This window comes from Vibrio sp. MOR3, assembly GCF_001557775.1.
Classification (GTDB): domain Bacteria; phylum Pseudomonadota; class Gammaproteobacteria; order Enterobacterales; family Vibrionaceae; genus Vibrio; species Vibrio jasicida.
This window is the reverse complement of the sequence record NZ_LNRD01000004.1, coordinates 86065-101213: the sequence shown is the minus strand read 5'-3', so window position 1 is coordinate 101213 and position 15149 is coordinate 86065. Positions and strand designations below refer to the sequence as shown.

The following is a 15149-nucleotide window of genomic DNA, read 5'->3' as shown; positions in this document are numbered from 1 at the left end:
TACAAGGGGAGGTTAGGTGGGGTTGGTGGTTTGAAGCCGAGTGTTGGGCTACGTGCTTGCAACCCCCTCCAACTCCCCCCTTTTCTCGACATGGTTTGCCAAGCTTTTGGATGTGGTTATCAAGGGGGAGGGCTGCTCTTTATTGCGGTGAGTTCATTGTTCTCCAATCGTCATTCTGAAGGAGCCTAAGCGAGTATTCAGAATCTATTTTCAGCGCGTTGTGATGCTGACAGTGTGAATTGAATTATCCGCGAATACAGGACCCATTCCTCCCCTTTGAACTCGTTGTGTTGAGAGCTTCGGAGTTTGATACAAGGGGGGATTTTGAAGTTGAGTTTGAATTGATGTGGTCATCTCATCCACATATTAGCTCCAACCTATATTCCAATAAGTGCTATGCATCTATGTTATTAAGTATTAATCTACTGCTAGTTCTATCTATATTTCAGAGGGTAACGTGGATATACGTGAATTCATAAGTCAATATCGAAATCATCCGGTTTTATTCATCGGTGCTGGCGTTAGCCTTCGATACTTAAACAACTCATATACATGGGATGGCTTACTCAAAAAGATCGCTACGGAGCTAACTGGTAATGCTGAGTTTTATCTAGATATAAAATCGCAATGCCAAGTTGATGGTAAGTATGATTTCACAAAGGTTGCAACAAAACTGGAAGATGCGTTCAATCGGTCTTTAAGCGAGGATCGTAACGGCAGATTCAAAGTTGTTAATGACATCTTCTATGAGGAGATGGAGAAAGAGAACAACTTAAGCCGCTTTAAAATCTATATCTCACAACTGTTAAGTGAGCTGGATTACCGCGAAGCAATGACTGAAGAGATCGCTGAACTAAAGAAGATCCGTAAAAATATTGGGTCAGTAATAACAACTAACTATGACAGGCTCGTGGAAGATGTTTTCGACTTTCAACCGTTAGTTGGTAACGATATCTTACTAAGTAATCCGTACGGGTCAGTTTATAAGATTCATGGGTGTCACACAGATGCCGCTAAAGTCATCATTACTGAAGATGACTACAGTAAATTCAACGATAAGTATGAGCTGATCCGTGCTCAATTACTCTCTATTTTTATCCACAACCCGATTATATTTATGGGCTACGGTATTGGCGATGAAAACATAAAGAGTCTACTAAAGACTATTTTTACTTATGTTGAGCCTAATTCTGAGGACGCTGAGCGAATAAGAAACAACTTTTTACTAGTTGAGTATGAGCAGGGTTCCAGCTCACATGAAATTTGCGAACATGATATCGACCTTGAGGGTTTCTCAACAATTCGAATTAATAAAGTCAAAACAGATGATTTTATAGAGATTTATAAATCACTATCTGACTTAAACTTGCCGGTTTCAGCGATGGATATCCGAAAAGTTCAAGGCATTGTTAAAGAGATATACTCGGGTGGCAGTATCAAAGTCAGCATCACCGAAGATCTGGATTCACTCAACAATAACGACAAAATCTTAGCTATCGGTTCTAGTAAGTCGATTACTTACACGCACCAAGATTCATCTGGCATGATGAGTAACTATTTCAGTATTATTGATGAAGCCAATAATCAACTATTACAGTTAATTAACGAGATTAAGATTGCATCTTCTCAGTGGTTTCCGATCTTTGGTTTTCATAGAATTTGCCCAGAGATTGATAAGGCTGAAGTGCTAAAAGTTCAACAAGTCGGGAAGTTAGAAACATACCTTGGTACATTAAATTGTAGTGTAGAGTCTACTCATGCTTGCATCCAAGACATTATGGATGATGAGCAAGTATCTCAAGCAAATAAAGTAAACGCCATCATTTGGTCTGTATGGAATGACCATTTGCACTTTGATGATGTTGAAAGCTTCTTACTTGAAATGACAGATAAAAAGGATACACATTACAGACGCCTGTTATGTGCATATGACTTTAAAAAGTATGGAGCAGAGTGAATAGACAAAATAGAAGTATTTCTACAAAGTGGTACTTAATTAGTATTTTTGCTCCCCCTCCTCCTCCCCCCAAAAACCAAAAAAGCCAGCAGTTAATACCTGCTGGCAAAGTCTTTGGGCTTCTAGGTTTTTTGATTTTATTTCTTGTTACTCATCGCTGTCACGGTGCCCCGATTGGTTTTCCGGGGAAGAAAACACAGCACCGTGCGCTTTGTGCTCAAGAAATTGGAGATTAACCTTGCTTACGGATTAGGTAGTCAAATGCGCCTAAGCTTGCTTTTGCACCTTCACCCATCGCGATGATGATCTGTTTGTAAGGAACGGTTGTTGCGTCACCAGCTGCGAACACACCTTCTAGGCTAGTATCGCCACGGCTACCGACTTCAATTTCGCCGCGCTCAGATAGGGCTACTTCTGAATCTTTTAGCCATTCTGTGTTTGGTACTAGACCGATTTGAACAAAGATACCTGACAGTTCAATCTCTTTGATTTCATCTGTATTGCGGTCTTTGTACTTCAAGCTTGTTACGCGAGTACCGTCGCCTACTACTTCTGTTGTTTGCGCCATCGTGATGATGTCTACGTTTGGTAGTGAGTTCGCTTTGTCGATAAGCACTTGGTCTGCGCGAAGTACGTCTGCGAATTCAAGAACCGTTACGTGTTCTACGATGCCAGCAAGGTCGATAGCAGCTTCGATGCCAGAGTTACCACCACCGATAACTGCGGTTTTCTTGCCTTTGAACAGTGGACCGTCACAGTGTGGGCAGTACGCGACCCCTTTGTTGCGGTACTCTTGCTCACCCGGAACGTTCATTTCACGCCAGCGGGCACCAGGGCTTAGGATGACACTCTTACTCTTCAGCGTTGCGCCGCTTTCAAGTTGGATGTGAATCAAACCATCTTCTGTGTGTGCTGCGCCCATTAGCTTCTCAGCTTGTTGCTCAGTCACGACATCTACGTCGTATTCTTTTAGGTGTTCTGCAAGATCAGTCGCCAGTTTTGGACCTTCAGTACGTTTTACCGAAATGAAGTTCTCGATTGCCATGGTGTCCATGACCTGACCACCAAAACGCTTAGCAACAACGCCAGTACGAATACCTTTACGAGCGGCGTACAGAGCAGCTGCGCTACCACCAGGACCACCGCCGACAACAAGTACGTCATATGGGTCTTTTTCGCTTAGTGCTTTCGCGGCTTTCTCGCTCGCGCCATCATCCACTTTGTTTAGGATTTCAGTCAGAGACATACGGCCTTGACCGAATAGCTCACCGTTCACGAATACGCTTGGTACGGCCATGATGTCGCGTTGTTTCACTTCATCTTGGAACAAACCACCGTCGATCATAGTTGCTTTTACTTTCGGGTTGATCGCCGCCATCATGTTGAACGCTTGAACCACGTCCGGACAGTTTTGACACGACAGTGAAATGAAGATTTCTACGTCTAGATCTTTGTCTAGTGCTGCGATTTGCTCAATCACTTCTGGTTCTAGTTTGATTGGGTGACCGCCAGAATGAAGCAGTGCCAATACTAGAGAGGTAAATTCGTGACCCATTGGCAAGCCTGCAAAGCGTAGTGCTGTGCCTTTTGCTGGGTTAGTTACTGCCATCACTGGTTTACGTGCGCTTGCGTTGTCGTCACGTTCAACGGTGATTAGGTCGCTCATCTCTGCGATTTGGTTCGCTAGAGACAAAATGTCATTCGATGCTTTGCTTTCATCTAGACTAACCACTAAACGAACTTCTTCTTTTACATTAGCCAGATATTGTTTGAGTTGTTGTTGGATCGCTTGGTCTAACATAGTTGTTACTACCTTAATTAAATAGTTACCAGCCAAACAAGTATTTGTTCATTCTTGCTAGCCAAAATCGTTGATAACTGCGTTATAGATTTTGTAGTTAGGGGAACTAGCTATCGAAAATCTATGCCTGGTTCTAAACGATTTTTTCTACGCAATTACTGCACACCTACTTATTCAGATAGGTAATAAAAAGTGGTTACTGTAGATAAAACCTGAAGGGGAGAGAGCAAATCAGGCAGAAGGTCGTCAAGGTATCTAACCTGAAGTGCTCTCTAATTCAGTTCTAATCAGAAAAAGGAAATCGGAACTGATTAGAACTTAAATTTCAGTGGCTTAGATTTTGCCAACTAGGTCTAGTGATGGAGCTAGTGTCTCTTCACCTTCTTTCCATTTAGCTGGGCAAACTTCGCCTGGGTGCGCTGCTACGTATTGAGCTGCTTTCACTTTGCGTAGTAGGTCTTCTGCGTCACGACCGATACCTTCAGCAGTGATTTCCATTGCTTGGATAGTACCTTCTGGGTCGATTAGGAACGTTGCACGGTCTGCAAGACCTTGACCTTCACGCATCACACCGAAGTTGTTTGTGATGTTGCCTGTTTGGTCGCCAAGCATGTAGTACTGAATCTTACCGATTGTGTCTGAGCTGTCGTGCCATGCTTTGTGAGTGAAGTGTGTGTCAGTTGATACTGAGTAAACTTCTACGCCACGTTTTTGTAGCTCTTCGTAGTGGTCTGCTAGGTCGCCCAGTTCTGTTGGACATACAAACGTAAAGTCTGCTGGGTAGAAGAAGAATACTGCCCATTTACCTAGAACGTCTTGTTCTGTTACTTCAACGAATTCGCCGTTTTTGTACGCTGTAGCTGCAAATGGTTTGATTTGAGTATTAATCATAATTTACTTTCCTTTGAATGTTTTAAGCTGAGCTGTTGTTGCTTTCGGAAAGTATATTCTCATCGGAGTGTGTTTAAGGAAAATCGCTTGTAACTATCCTATTGATAGCCATTTCCTATTTCACTTGATAGGGAAATCCGATGTAAGTGAGTTTGCTTTGATAGGTTTTATTGAAGATGAACGCAGATTAGTAATAGAGAATATCGATGATTACTTTGAGTAGATCGTCTAGCTAAGATCGAAAGAGCCTGCATCTCGGCAGGCTCTTTCTAATAGGAAGTGGTGAAGCGAATGCTTCTATTTTGTTAGCTCAGATTGTCGAGCACTTTGCCACACAGCTTCTTCAGCATGATCATTTCATCTAGCTCTAAGGTGATTTTGCACATCATGGCGTTTGGCACTGACTTGGCTTGTTCTTTAAGATCACGACCTTGCTCGGTTAGATTGAGTACGCGAACGCGTTCATCGGTTTCACTTCGGCCGCGCTCTACATAGCCTTTTGCTTCTAAGCGTTTAAGCAGCGGCGTGAGTGTGCCTGAGTCCAAATGCAGTTGAGACCCCAACTCTTTCACGCTAGCACCATCTTTCTCCCACAGCACCATCATCACTAGGTACTGCGAATAAGTCAGATCAAGCTCGTCCAACAACGGGCGGTAAGCTCGGATCACTGCGTTTGCAGCACTGTAGAGCGGGAAGCAAACTTGGTTTTCGAGTAAGAGTTTGTCGTCGTTGGTCATGGTGTTGTCGGTGTAACACTGGCTCATTGGCGTTGCCTACCTGCTCATAGAGGAAGAGAGTCATAAAATAAATTGTGCACAATATAGTTGCAAACGATCTTTACTTCGATATAAGATTGCAAGCAATTAAATTGTGCACAACTTAAATTAAGAAGGACACTCCCATGACTACTCTATACAAAACTCAAGCTACCGCTTTGGCTGGTCGTAATGGTCAAGTAAAAACAGATGACGGTCTTCTCGATCTAGAGCTGTCATACCCGAAGGAAATGGGCGGCACAGGCGCAGCAACTAACCCAGAGCAGCTTTTTGCAGCAGGCTATTCAGCGTGTTTTTCTAACGCGATTCTGCACGTAGCGCGTGAAGGTAAAGTAAATCTGAAAAGTGCACCCGTAACAGCGGAAGTGGGCATTGGTCCGAACGATAACGGCGGCTTTGCACTAACAGTGAGCCTAGCGGTAGAGCTAGACATGCCACAAGAGCAAGCGCTAGAGCTAACGCGCATTGCACACCAAGTTTGCCCATATTCAAACGCAGTTCGTGGCAACATTGATGTGGCAGTAACGGTAAACGGCGAAGCGATTTAAGCGGTTTCAACCACTGCACAAAGACAAGAAAGCCTGCAAGTACGCAGGCTTTTTCTATATTTGAAGTAGGAGTCTAAATTTAAACTTAATTTGGTTTGTTTGAAATGCACAGGTATAGTTGGCAAGATTAGGTCAAAATCTAAACGAAAAATAGAATGTGATTAGCACTTTCTATTGATTCAAATATTTCGGTCAAACCTGCAGTATAGCTCGGCTGGATTCGCTTGTTGTTACACCAGCGAGGTTGCCGATAGGAGTCATTTGATGAGCACTGAAACGGTAAGTTATCTAAAAAAAAATGCTGCGAAGCTTGAACTGGATGAACCAATGACGATTACGCAAAATGGTAAGCCTATTTATGTCGTTGAGTCTTATGAAGAACGTCAGAAGCGTGATGAAGCCATTGCTTTAATGAAGTTTGTTAGCTTTGCTCAAAATGATGTTGCGAATGAACGTGTAAAGTCATCAGAAGATATGAAGAGCATGTTAGCAGCACTCAAAGATTAAGTTTGATACGAGCATGGAAGCAAAAGTTCTCTATACGCAAACCTTTGAAAATACGGCTATTCAGAGTATTAACTATTTATCGAACTGGAGCGCTCGCAACGATGTGATTGATAGATTAATTGCGGTTCAGCAGAGGTTTGAACACAACGTTTTGAATAACCCGTCTATCTATCCCCCTTGTTATGAACTGACAACAATCGGTGTTTACGACATCCGGCAATTTAGCTTTGATGGATTCAAGCTGCTTTACCGAATTGGTGACAAAAATACTATCTATGCTCTAGTGGTTCTGAGTGACAAACAAAACTTACAAAACGCATTGATTGACCACTGCATCATGTTCAAATGACTCTATGAGAGACCGCATTAACGCGGTCTCTTTTGCTTTCTGGCTCTAGTGTATTAACGTGACTCTAGCGGATAAGAGCGGTAGCTCCACATGCCGTAGGTACGCAGTGCATCGCGATAAATACCAAGTAGCTCGCCATCGCTGGCTTTGGCTAAGTCTTTCAGTGGCTTGTCTGGGTAGCTTACGGTGTCGAAAGTGATGCCTTGTGGACCAGTTTGCCAGCTTGCGATTTCAAACAAGGTTTGACCACGGCGCACGTGGCTCGCTGAGCTTATGATGGTTGCGTGCTTGATGTTATGACGCGCCAATGCGTAGCTGCTGAATAGGGCGTTACCTACCGTGCTGGTGGCGTAGTTTTCTTCAATGATGCGATCTTTGCTGATGCCTTTTTCAATCAGCCAATCCGCCATTAACTTGCCTTCGGTTTTGTGGTTCTTCGGTACGCCGCCCGTCAACACGATCAACGCGTCTGGGTTTGCTTTCGCCATTGCTAGCGTGGTTTCCAAACGCTCAACCAAGATTTGATGCATTGAACCATCTGGGTTCAGCGCGTATCCCAGTGTGACGATTGCGCCTTTGTCATCCAATTTGCCTTTGTCGGCTTTCTCTTTTAGTGGCGTTGCAAGTACGCGGTCTACGGTGTCGAAGATGCGTTGGATGTCTGCGGCTTTACCTGCATTGAGCTTCGTGAGCGTCGCCATGTGTTTCGCTGATTCCGCTTGGTTGCCCTCAAAGCGTTGCCATACCGCTAAGTAAGCGTGCAAATCCACATCGTCTGGCGCAACAGAAAGGGCTTGTTCGAACAGTTCAATCGCGCGGTCTGCATTCTTGTTGTAGATCTGCGCATTTGCCGCAGAAATCAGCAGGTCAGTACGGTATGGCTCAAGTTTGTAGGCTTCTAGTAAGCGGTCGGTAACAATCTCCATGTTGCTCGGCATTTTGGCGGTAAAACCCGCATGCGAGATACGCGCAGGGGATTTGAATGCCTGTACCGCGTCGTTGAGAAGTTGGTCGACAACCTGACGTTTGGTGACGATCTGTGAGTAATCGGCGGAAGATTGGACAGCAGCATCGTTAGCCGCGATAGAGTATGGGGCAGCAGTCAGCGCAATTACGCTACCAAGAGCAATGGCAAGTAAGTTCTTCTTCATGGAATGTCCTAGAGGTGCTGTAGTACCTAGTTTTTATTGTGCCTAGCGTTGTAGGTCGAACGGGGTCGATGGAATTTTTTCAGTCTAGGTTCGCTTCATGAATAATCTGTGAAATGAATCCCAACTCAGCCGAGCGAATGAATGCGCGTGGTCAAAACGCGAAGTAGGATCACGAAAATATTGAGCTATTGGTTCGTGTTCTAAGTAATTGGATTAAAAGATAAACAGCGCTTTGAAGAACGGATTTAAGCAACCAGAGTAAGAAATGAAAAAGCCTGCGTACTTGAAGTGACCCCGTAAAGTTGGACATTTCTGTTAAGCGGCTTTCAAGGCCTGAGTTCGATACTCTATCGGAGTCAGGCCTTTTAGCTTCACCTTTATACGTTTGGTATTGTAGTACTCGATGTATTCTTTAATTTGCTCTATCAGAGTATCTGCATCTTCAAAGCTCTGGTTGTGATACATCTCTGTTTTAAGTAAAGCAAAAAAGTTTTCTGCAACAGCATTATCCAAGCAGTTACCTCTTCTCGACATGCTTTGTGTTAACCCACTCTCCGCTACCTTTTTCTGATACTGTCGATGACGATATTGCCAACCTTGGTCGCTATGTATAATTGGCTTTGAGTTGGGTTTAAGCGTTGATATAGCTTCCGTCAGCATATCCGTAACAAGCGGCAAGCAGGCATTTTTGGCCACTCTATAAGCAACCACCTCCTGAGTAAACAAGTCGACAACAGGAGACAAGTAGACTTTCTGCTCTTTGACTTTGAACTCCGTGACATCAGTTACCCATTTTTCATCGGGTTGAGTCGCACTAAAATCTCTTTCAAACACGTTAGGAGCTGCTGTTCCAGACTCTCCTCGATATGAACGATACTTTTTAATCCTGACCGTCGATTTAAGGTTGAGCTGAGCCATAAGCCTTTGAACCGTTTTGTGATTAAGCACGAACCCCCGATTTTTTAGTTCCAAGTGAATACGGCGATAGCCGTATCGCCCCTTATGTTCATGATAAATTGACTTTATCAACCGCAGCTCACGTTCATAGCTATTTGGGCTCTTGCTTGTTTGAGCCTGATAATAAAAGACACTTTTTGCCAGCTGTAGAGTGTGCAGTAAGTGCTTCAAAGGGTACTTGCCTTTAAGAGTTAGAGCTATGACCGCTTTTTCTTTGTTCGACGGTTTTTTTCCTGCTCCAACTCTTCCAACTTTTTTAGAACGGCATTCTCGGTTCGCAAGTAGACCAACTCCTCCTTTAGCTCCTCAAGTGTCATTTCATCATCAGGCTTAGTGGTACGTTGAGATTGCTGTTTCATTGGAGGTCTTCCTTTCTGGCGCATTTTGAGCCCTTTGATACCGAGCTCATTAAATCTTTTGAGCCAGACAGATAGTATCCCAGGGGATGAGAGGTTTAATACTGCGCTAGTGTGCGTGAGAGACCAATCATTCGTCCACATTAAATTCAATGCTTTTCGTTTTTCCTGAGCAGTAGCAACATGCTTAGTTGATAAAAATGAGTTAGCACCATGGATGGCAAAGACTTGAGCCCAATACCGTATCTGTCTTGAAGAAATTGAATATTGCTTTTCTAAATAACTAGATGACGTACCATTTAAGCATTGTTTAGCAATGACACATTTTAGCTCGCGGCTATATTTGGACATAAAAAGACCCCCAATAATTAGTGTCCAACTATTGGGGGTCAGTTCACGATGCAGGCTTTTGGTTTATTTGATGGCAGTGCAGAAGCTAACGTCTGCATGGTGCGTTTGAGGGTCGAAGCTGTGGTAAAGCTCAAAGCAAGGGCGGTCGTCGTTTTCGATGCCGGATTCAATCACTTTGCTCATGACATCATCCCACGCTTTTGAGTATTGGCTCGGGTCAGTAATATGCTGGCGCATCACGGCATATTGACCGCCGGGGAAATCTTGCAGCTCAATACCTTTCGGAACTTCCGTATCTTCTGGCACCATTAGACAGATATCAGTGCGACACTTCTCGTCTGGCGTGATTTCTGGATTGTCATGGTAGATGAAGATGCAGGTATTGCCTGCCAAACCTTTCATTCCTGCCCATTGATACAGGCGACCTGATGGCTCTTCATAGCCTTGGCCGTAAGGGCCGTTTACGCGAATGTAAGCCAGTTTTGCTTTTTCAAAGTTTTGCGTTTCCATTGTCATGCTCCATTTGGTGAGTTCAGAGCCAGTATATGAATCGCTTGGTGTTACTTCGTTTCCATTCTTGCGCAACGTGTGTCCAATCTTGCTGTTTCGTGCTAATTCAGAAAACTGCTGGTAGTTTTCGCAGTCACGAAAGGCTGTAGGTGTGACGCCATAATGTTGTTTGAAGGCTTTGGCTAAGCTCTGTGAGCTAGAAAATCCGTACTCTAGGGCAATGTTTAATACCGGTTGCTTGGATTTGAATAAGTCATCGGCGGCGGCTTCTAAACGTAAACGTCGAATGAAATCGGCCAATGTCTCGCCTTGCACGGCTTTGAAGGTGCGATGAAAGTGATAAGGGGAAAGGTTTGCCAGCGCGGCCACTTCTGGCAGGTTGAGTGGTTCATTAAAGTGTTGTTCTAAATAACGAATCACAGGAACCAGTCGTTGGTGGTAGTCGACGCGCATCGGGGTATTTCCTTGTTCTGTTCAGCTTGTTTTCTCTGCTCAAAGCCTACCGCAATCCAACAAGCTTGCAAGGGAGCAGGGTGAGAAATGCGTGGCGAGATGAGCGTCAATCAGTCACACTCAACGAACAGGTGTTTAAGCAAAAATGTTGCGCTTATTATCTTAACTAACCGCTAGGACAATCATGATAGCTTGGAAACAGTCTCTGCCAGAGTACGAATGGCTCATTCATCAAATTTGGTACTTGGAAGTGCCAGAGGGTGAAGTCATTGACCCCAAGCCGCACCTTATCCCAAACCCGCGCGCTCATTTACTCTTTACGCCATCAGAGCAAGACTACAGCTACGACACGGGAGACACAAAGCTTACTGGCAAAGGCTGCCATTTATTAACGGCTAACGAACACTTGCTGCTGTTGGAAGATACGGCTCCCATCAAGCGTATTGGTATCACCTTTCGCCCAGAGGGTTTGTATGCCATTGAATCACGGTTTAATGATGCACCCCAAGTTAGCGCAATTAACCAATGCGAATGGTTTGATTGGCTCAACACGGCGTTTGATGAGCGCTTTCAACAAGGGTTATGGCAGTTAGAGTTGCAAGATTCACCGCAATGTTTGCTGAACTACATCAAACAACATCTAGATGCGTTAGATATCGAACCTTGCCGTACCAAACCGTTTTTGGCGTCACAAAAAGCGGTATCCGTGATGGACGCTCAAGCATTACGCTCACCTGAGCTAGCGATGGATATTGATGAGATAGCCAAACAGTGCGCCTGTTCTCGAAGAACGCTTGAGCGCAGTTTCAAGCAAGTGGTGGGGTTGAGTGTTAAGCAGTATCAACAAATGGCACGTCTGGAGCAGATGATTTTGACCCTCTACAAGCAACAAGAGGCGATTGATTGGGCGAGCTTCTCACAGCAATTTGGCTTCAGTGACCAATCGCATTTGATTCGTACCCTCAAACAGCAGCTAAGAAAAACGCCGAGCAAATACTTGAAAAAGCGCGACTTAACCATCGATATCTATGGCGACTTTGAGTCGTAATACATTGCCAATCAGCCCGAAAGTTGTCGCAAAAATCCAATTTTTCTCTTATCCGCTGGGCTACTATTTTCCGCAGATAACGAGGTAACACATGTCATATCAAAAACTAAAACAAGGCGAAGCCATCCCATTTAACGAATCGTTGACTATCCAACTGATTCAAGGCTCTGATCTACAAGATATTATCGAGATGTTGAACGACGATAAGGTCAATCAATATCTGTTCTTCGCACCTGCTGACAACAGCCTATATGAAGGCTTCTTTGGCCCTATTATTGAAAATACGGCACAAGCGATCAAAGACGGTGTTTGGCCAGATAGCCCAACGTTCGTGATTCGTGACCAACAAGGTCAGTACATGGGAATGTGTGCAGTGACCGCAGTGATGTTCTTAACTGGCAACTACGAAGTGGGTTATCAGTTACCAACTTGTGCATGGGGCAAAGGCGTTGCGACTCGCGCTTGCCAAATGATGACCGAGATTGGATTTACTGAGCTAAACGCCCATAAAGTCAGTGCCGATTGCTACGCTTCTAATGCTGGTTCTTACAAGACGTTAGAGAAAAATGGTTTTACTCAAGAAGGACGTCAGAAAGACTACTACAAACGAGAGCAAGGCTTTGACGATAAACTTTACTACGGCATGACCGCAGAACAATTCGCGTCTTTAAATCGCTAATAATTAGCTGACAAAAAAAGTAGCTAATAACAAATTAGCGAACAAAAAAGGCCGTTAACCCACATGTTCGGGTTAACGGCCTTTTTTATATTCAGCGCTAAATGGCTAAGACTTAGTTGCCTTGGTTTTGGCTTTGAAGCTTCTCTTTTGCTTCTTCAACCTTTGAGAAATCCAATCCCAACTCGTCTACGGCTTCTTTAATTAGCGCAGGGTTTTGCATCACTTGCGCCATCAGCATTTGTAGCTTGTCTTGTGGCAAACCTAGTTGGCTGATTGTTGCCATTGCCGCTAGAGGGTTTTGCGTCAGAGTCTGAAAAATCTCGTTGATTTGCTCATCGCTGATGTTGTTCTCTTTTAGCAGCGCAATAATCGGGTTCATCGCATTTCCTTTTAATCACAGAATGAAATAGAACCCGAGTTTATCATTTGGCTGAGCTTGGTTGAACTAGGAACTTCTCGCCAAGGAAGTTGTTAGCTCCACTGCGCGTTTTCGGTAGTTGAATAACATGCTCAAACTGATCACTGCGGTGAGAGTTTCTGCAAAGACAATGCTTGCCCAAATGCCGTCTTGCGGGAAGAGCTTAGGCAATAGCAATACACCTAGCGCGACAAACACAAACCCTCGGCATAAGGAAATAAGCGTGGCTTGTTTTGGTTTGGCAATGGCTTGGAACAGGTTGGCAATCACCATGTTTAACCCCATCAAAGGGACGCCGAAGAAGTAGAACGTCAGTGCGCTCGCGGCGATTGGGATTAAGTCATTCGCGTTACCTAAATAAATCGAGGCAATAAGTGGCGCTGACAGCCAGATACCTAAAAGAAAGACTGTGCCACTGCCCATGGCTGCTCTCATCCCCAGTTTTAGAATCTCGTCAATGCGTTCTGGTCGTCCTGCGCCGTGGTTAAAGCTGATGATTGGCTGACAAGCTTGTGCGATACCGACCATCACAAACAGAGCGAATACACCGACATTGGTGGTTAAGCCATAGGCGATGATGTGACTTTCACCGAATTGGCTGAGCAACACGTAGTTGAACAACACGATGGTCATCGCGGATGTGACTTCTATAAAGAATGTCGGAGTACCGATGCTTAAAATCTCTTTGGTTTTACTTAAACCGATACCTTTCAGGCTGAATTCTAATGAGCCTTTCTTACGCACGAAATGAGTCAGCAAAATCAGTGCGATGACTGCTTGAGCAATGGCCGTACCATAAGCTGCGCCTTTCATCCCCATGTTCATCTCGATGATAAACAGGTAATCAAAAGCGAGGTTAGTAATGGCACCAATCGACATCGCATAGGTGGCCAATTTCGGGTTGGTGTCGTTACGCACAAAGCAAGACAACACCCAAGCCAGTGAGTAAAGAACAAAGAAGGGTAGCAGCACGATCAGGTAATCATGAGCAAGCTGAGCCAAGTTGCCTGAAGCGCCCATCAAGGCAATCAATTCATCCAACCAAATGAGCGCGAGCGTCACCGTGATGGTGGATAACAAAGTGGTGATCAACATGGATTGGCTGAACCACATCTGGCTGGATTCCGTGTTGCCTTTGCCTATTTCGATCGACATTTTGGCGGCGCCACCAATGCCAACCATCATGGCGATGGCAGTAAAAATAGAAAAAGGTGGAATCACCAAGGCAATAGCACCAAGCCCATCGGGCCCGACGCCTAAACCGATAAATAACGCATCACCCATGATGAACAGTGACTTAATCACCATTCCAGTTAGCGCTGGCCATAGATACTGATAAAAGGATTTTGAAATGGGATCAGTTTTTAGATTGATAGCCATGGAATAGAAAAATACCCGAATGTGGTGGATTTATGTTCGGGTATTATCAGTACATTCAAGCATGGCGAAAAGGGATTATCCGCCCATTATATTGCACTATCTAAACATCGGTGACGAAATTCCGCTGGCGTTTCTCCTTTTTGTTTTCGATAGAATCGGCTGAAATACGCAGGGTCATCAAAGCCCAATTCAAACGCTATAGTCTTGACGGTTTTCGTCGAAAACACCAGTTCTCGGTTGGCTTCTAATATGATTCGGTCATGAATCAGTTGCGTGACCGTCTTGCCTCTGTCGGCTTTCACTAACTCGTTTAGACGTTTGCTGGTGAGAGCTAAGGCATCGGAGTAGAACTGGCATTTCTTTTGTTCGCGATAATGCAGTTCGATTAATTCGGTCAACTGAACGATGCGAGCGTCTTTCTGTTCACCTTTTTGAGACGGTGTTTTAGCAAAGCGTAATGCATAGCGTAGAAAGCTGTTGATGAGTGATTCGACAAGGTCCCAGTCACAATCCTCTTTTTCACACTCTTCCTTGATTAGGGTGTAAATCGATTCTAGGTAGGGAAAACCCTCTTCGCTGCAATCGAGGTACGGCGGTCGATCAATCGTAGAAAATACGCTATTCACCAACTGCGTGCTGCGTGGATTGGTTTCAGCAAAGCCGGGACGGAATATCAACATACGAATGTTTTTGCCCATGAACTCGGAATGGTGAACCTGCCCTGGTGATATGGTAAATAAGCGACCAAGGCGGTTTTGGTATTCGACGAAATCGATGCTCTGCGTTCCGCTATTATCTAAGCACCAGACAATTTCCCAGTACTCGTGACGATGCGGTTCGATGTATGGGTCTTCTTGGATGTCCGAAAATTCAAGCGCTCGACACGGCTCACCTAAAATGAGTCGCACTTGTCGGATTGGCGAAATCATATTGCTCATGAGGGCATTCAACAGCTCTTGGGGGTGACGGTTTCATCATTATGAATCGAATAACCAAGGTTGTGTACGGAAATTTATT

At 44.5% G+C, this 15149-nt stretch carries 17 protein-coding genes; 7 read left to right on the top strand and 10 right to left on the bottom strand.

The genetic code is table 11. The features are described 5' to 3' along the window. Window positions 1-457 precede the first annotated feature (457 nt). Both ATB76_RS10195 and ATB76_RS10190 read left to right on the top strand, forming a co-directional pair. On the top strand, window positions 458-1957 hold the full coding sequence (locus tag ATB76_RS10195; RefSeq protein ID WP_061035116.1) for an SIR2 family protein: 1500 nt from the start codon (window positions 458-460) through the stop codon (window positions 1955-1957). Continuing rightward, on the top strand, window positions 1954-2193 hold the full coding sequence (locus ATB76_RS10190) for a hypothetical protein (protein WP_240538034.1): 240 nt from the start codon (window positions 1954-1956) through the stop codon (window positions 2191-2193). Before ATB76_RS10195 ends, ATB76_RS10190 begins: the two co-directional genes overlap by 4 nt. On the opposite strand, the gene ahpF is transcribed toward ATB76_RS10190, so the two are convergent. From ahpF to ATB76_RS10175, 3 genes are all read right to left on the bottom strand, one after another. Then, a complete protein-coding gene (ahpF, locus tag ATB76_RS10185; RefSeq protein ID WP_005374617.1) occupies window positions 2190-3758 on the bottom strand; it encodes an alkyl hydroperoxide reductase subunit F in 1569 nt (522 codons plus the stop codon). The genes ATB76_RS10190 and ahpF overlap by 4 nt on opposite strands. Before the next feature lie 333 nt (window positions 3759-4091). Then, window positions 4092-4649 (bottom strand): alkyl hydroperoxide reductase subunit C, encoded by a 558-nt coding sequence (gene ahpC / locus ATB76_RS10180; RefSeq protein WP_005374632.1) that lies wholly within the window; start codon window positions 4647-4649, stop codon window positions 4092-4094. Window positions 4650-4954: 305 nt separating this feature from the next. Then, window positions 4955-5413: a MarR family transcriptional regulator gene (locus ATB76_RS10175; protein ID WP_061035115.1), complete on the bottom strand. Its 459-nt coding sequence runs from the start codon at window positions 5411-5413 to the stop codon at window positions 4955-4957. 137 nt (window positions 5414-5550) lie between these two features. Here ATB76_RS10175 and ATB76_RS10170 point away from each other — a divergent pair, with 137 nt between their 5' ends. The 3 genes from ATB76_RS10170 to ATB76_RS10160 all read left to right on the top strand — a co-directional run bounded on the left by ATB76_RS10170 (window position 5551) and on the right by ATB76_RS10160 (window position 6829). Further along, a complete protein-coding gene (locus ATB76_RS10170) occupies window positions 5551-5973 on the top strand; it encodes an organic hydroperoxide resistance protein (protein WP_005374640.1) in 423 nt (140 codons plus the stop codon). A 264-nt stretch (window positions 5974-6237) separates the two neighbouring features. Beyond that, window positions 6238-6480: a type II toxin-antitoxin system Phd/YefM family antitoxin gene (locus tag ATB76_RS10165; RefSeq protein WP_061035114.1), complete on the top strand. Its 243-nt coding sequence runs from the start codon at window positions 6238-6240 to the stop codon at window positions 6478-6480. Between the two features lie 13 nt (window positions 6481-6493). Then, window positions 6494-6829, top strand: coding sequence for a type II toxin-antitoxin system RelE/ParE family toxin (locus tag ATB76_RS10160; RefSeq protein ID WP_061035113.1), 336 nt, complete (start codon window positions 6494-6496; stop codon window positions 6827-6829). Window positions 6830-6882: 53 nt separating this feature from the next. Here ATB76_RS10160 and ATB76_RS10155 read toward each other — a convergent pair whose 3' ends face one another. From ATB76_RS10155 to ATB76_RS10140, 4 genes are all read right to left on the bottom strand, one after another. Then, window positions 6883-7980, bottom strand: coding sequence for a YdcF family protein (locus tag ATB76_RS10155; protein WP_061035112.1), 1098 nt, complete (start codon window positions 7978-7980; stop codon window positions 6883-6885). Between the two features lie 315 nt (window positions 7981-8295). After that, window positions 8296-9138 carry an IS3 family transposase gene (locus tag ATB76_RS10150; protein WP_146067541.1) on the bottom strand — a complete coding sequence of 281 codons (843 nt, stop codon included), beginning with the start codon at window positions 9136-9138 and terminating at the stop codon, window positions 8296-8298. Then, entirely contained in the window at window positions 9135-9644 is a 510-nt protein-coding gene (locus ATB76_RS10145) for a helix-turn-helix domain-containing protein (RefSeq protein ID WP_061035111.1), read from the bottom strand. The genes ATB76_RS10150 and ATB76_RS10145 overlap by 4 nt, the downstream gene beginning before the upstream one ends. Window positions 9645-9707: 63 nt before the next feature. Then, complete coding sequence (locus tag ATB76_RS10140) at window positions 9708-10607, bottom strand: AraC family transcriptional regulator (RefSeq protein ID WP_009706616.1); 900 nt, start codon at window positions 10605-10607, stop codon at window positions 9708-9710. 184 nt (window positions 10608-10791) lie between these two features. On the opposite strand from ATB76_RS10140, the gene ATB76_RS10135 reads away from it, so the two are divergent. After that, on the top strand, window positions 10792-11655 hold the full coding sequence (locus ATB76_RS10135) for a helix-turn-helix transcriptional regulator (protein WP_061035110.1): 864 nt from the start codon (window positions 10792-10794) through the stop codon (window positions 11653-11655). Window positions 11656-11746: 91 nt separating this feature from the next. Then, entirely contained in the window at window positions 11747-12334 is a 588-nt protein-coding gene (locus tag ATB76_RS10130; protein WP_061035109.1) for a GNAT family protein, read from the top strand. Between the two features lie 112 nt (window positions 12335-12446). Here ATB76_RS10130 and ATB76_RS10125 read toward each other — a convergent pair whose 3' ends face one another. The 3 genes from ATB76_RS10125 to ATB76_RS10115 form a co-directional block, all read right to left on the bottom strand. Continuing rightward, window positions 12447-12713, bottom strand: a complete 267-nt coding sequence (locus ATB76_RS10125; protein ID WP_004746427.1) for a DUF2999 family protein — start codon at window positions 12711-12713, stop codon at window positions 12447-12449. A gap of 66 nt (window positions 12714-12779) precedes the next feature. Continuing rightward, window positions 12780-14132 (bottom strand): MATE family efflux transporter, encoded by a 1353-nt coding sequence (locus ATB76_RS10120; RefSeq protein ID WP_061035108.1) that lies wholly within the window; start codon window positions 14130-14132, stop codon window positions 12780-12782. A gap of 86 nt (window positions 14133-14218) precedes the next feature. Next, entirely contained in the window at window positions 14219-15070 is an 852-nt protein-coding gene (locus tag ATB76_RS10115; protein WP_081094902.1) for an AraC family transcriptional regulator, read from the bottom strand. Window positions 15071-15149: the final 79 nt, after the last annotated feature.

What these genes read in the sequence shown, in the direction of transcription:
- ahpF (WP_005374617.1), bottom strand. Translation starts at nt 3,758, where the DNA reads ATGTTAGACCAAGCGATCCAACAACAACTCAAACAATATCTGGCTAAT.
- ahpC (WP_005374632.1), bottom strand. Translation starts at nt 4,649, where the DNA reads ATGATTAATACTCAAATCAAACCATTTGCAGCTACAGCGTACAAAAAC.
- ATB76_RS10175 (WP_061035115.1), bottom strand. Translation starts at nt 5,413, where the DNA reads ATGAGCCAGTGTTACACCGACAACACCATGACCAACGACGACAAACTC.
- ATB76_RS10170 (WP_005374640.1), top strand. Translation starts at nt 5,551, where the DNA reads ATGACTACTCTATACAAAACTCAAGCTACCGCTTTGGCTGGTCGTAAT.
- ATB76_RS10165 (WP_061035114.1), top strand. Translation starts at nt 6,238, where the DNA reads ATGAGCACTGAAACGGTAAGTTATCTAAAAAAAAATGCTGCGAAGCTT.
- ATB76_RS10160 (WP_061035113.1), top strand. Translation starts at nt 6,494, where the DNA reads ATGGAAGCAAAAGTTCTCTATACGCAAACCTTTGAAAATACGGCTATT.
- ATB76_RS10155 (WP_061035112.1), bottom strand. Translation starts at nt 7,980, where the DNA reads ATGAAGAAGAACTTACTTGCCATTGCTCTTGGTAGCGTAATTGCGCTG.
- ATB76_RS10145 (WP_061035111.1), bottom strand. Translation starts at nt 9,644, where the DNA reads ATGTCCAAATATAGCCGCGAGCTAAAATGTGTCATTGCTAAACAATGC.
- ATB76_RS10140 (WP_009706616.1), bottom strand. Translation starts at nt 10,607, where the DNA reads ATGCGCGTCGACTACCACCAACGACTGGTTCCTGTGATTCGTTATTTA.
- ATB76_RS10135 (WP_061035110.1), top strand. Translation starts at nt 10,792, where the DNA reads ATGATAGCTTGGAAACAGTCTCTGCCAGAGTACGAATGGCTCATTCAT.
- ATB76_RS10130 (WP_061035109.1), top strand. Translation starts at nt 11,747, where the DNA reads ATGTCATATCAAAAACTAAAACAAGGCGAAGCCATCCCATTTAACGAA.
- ATB76_RS10125 (WP_004746427.1), bottom strand. Translation starts at nt 12,713, where the DNA reads ATGAACCCGATTATTGCGCTGCTAAAAGAGAACAACATCAGCGATGAG.
- ATB76_RS10120 (WP_061035108.1), bottom strand. Translation starts at nt 14,132, where the DNA reads ATGGCTATCAATCTAAAAACTGATCCCATTTCAAAATCCTTTTATCAG.
- ATB76_RS10115 (WP_081094902.1), bottom strand. Translation starts at nt 15,070, where the DNA reads ATGAGCAATATGATTTCGCCAATCCGACAAGTGCGACTCATTTTAGGT.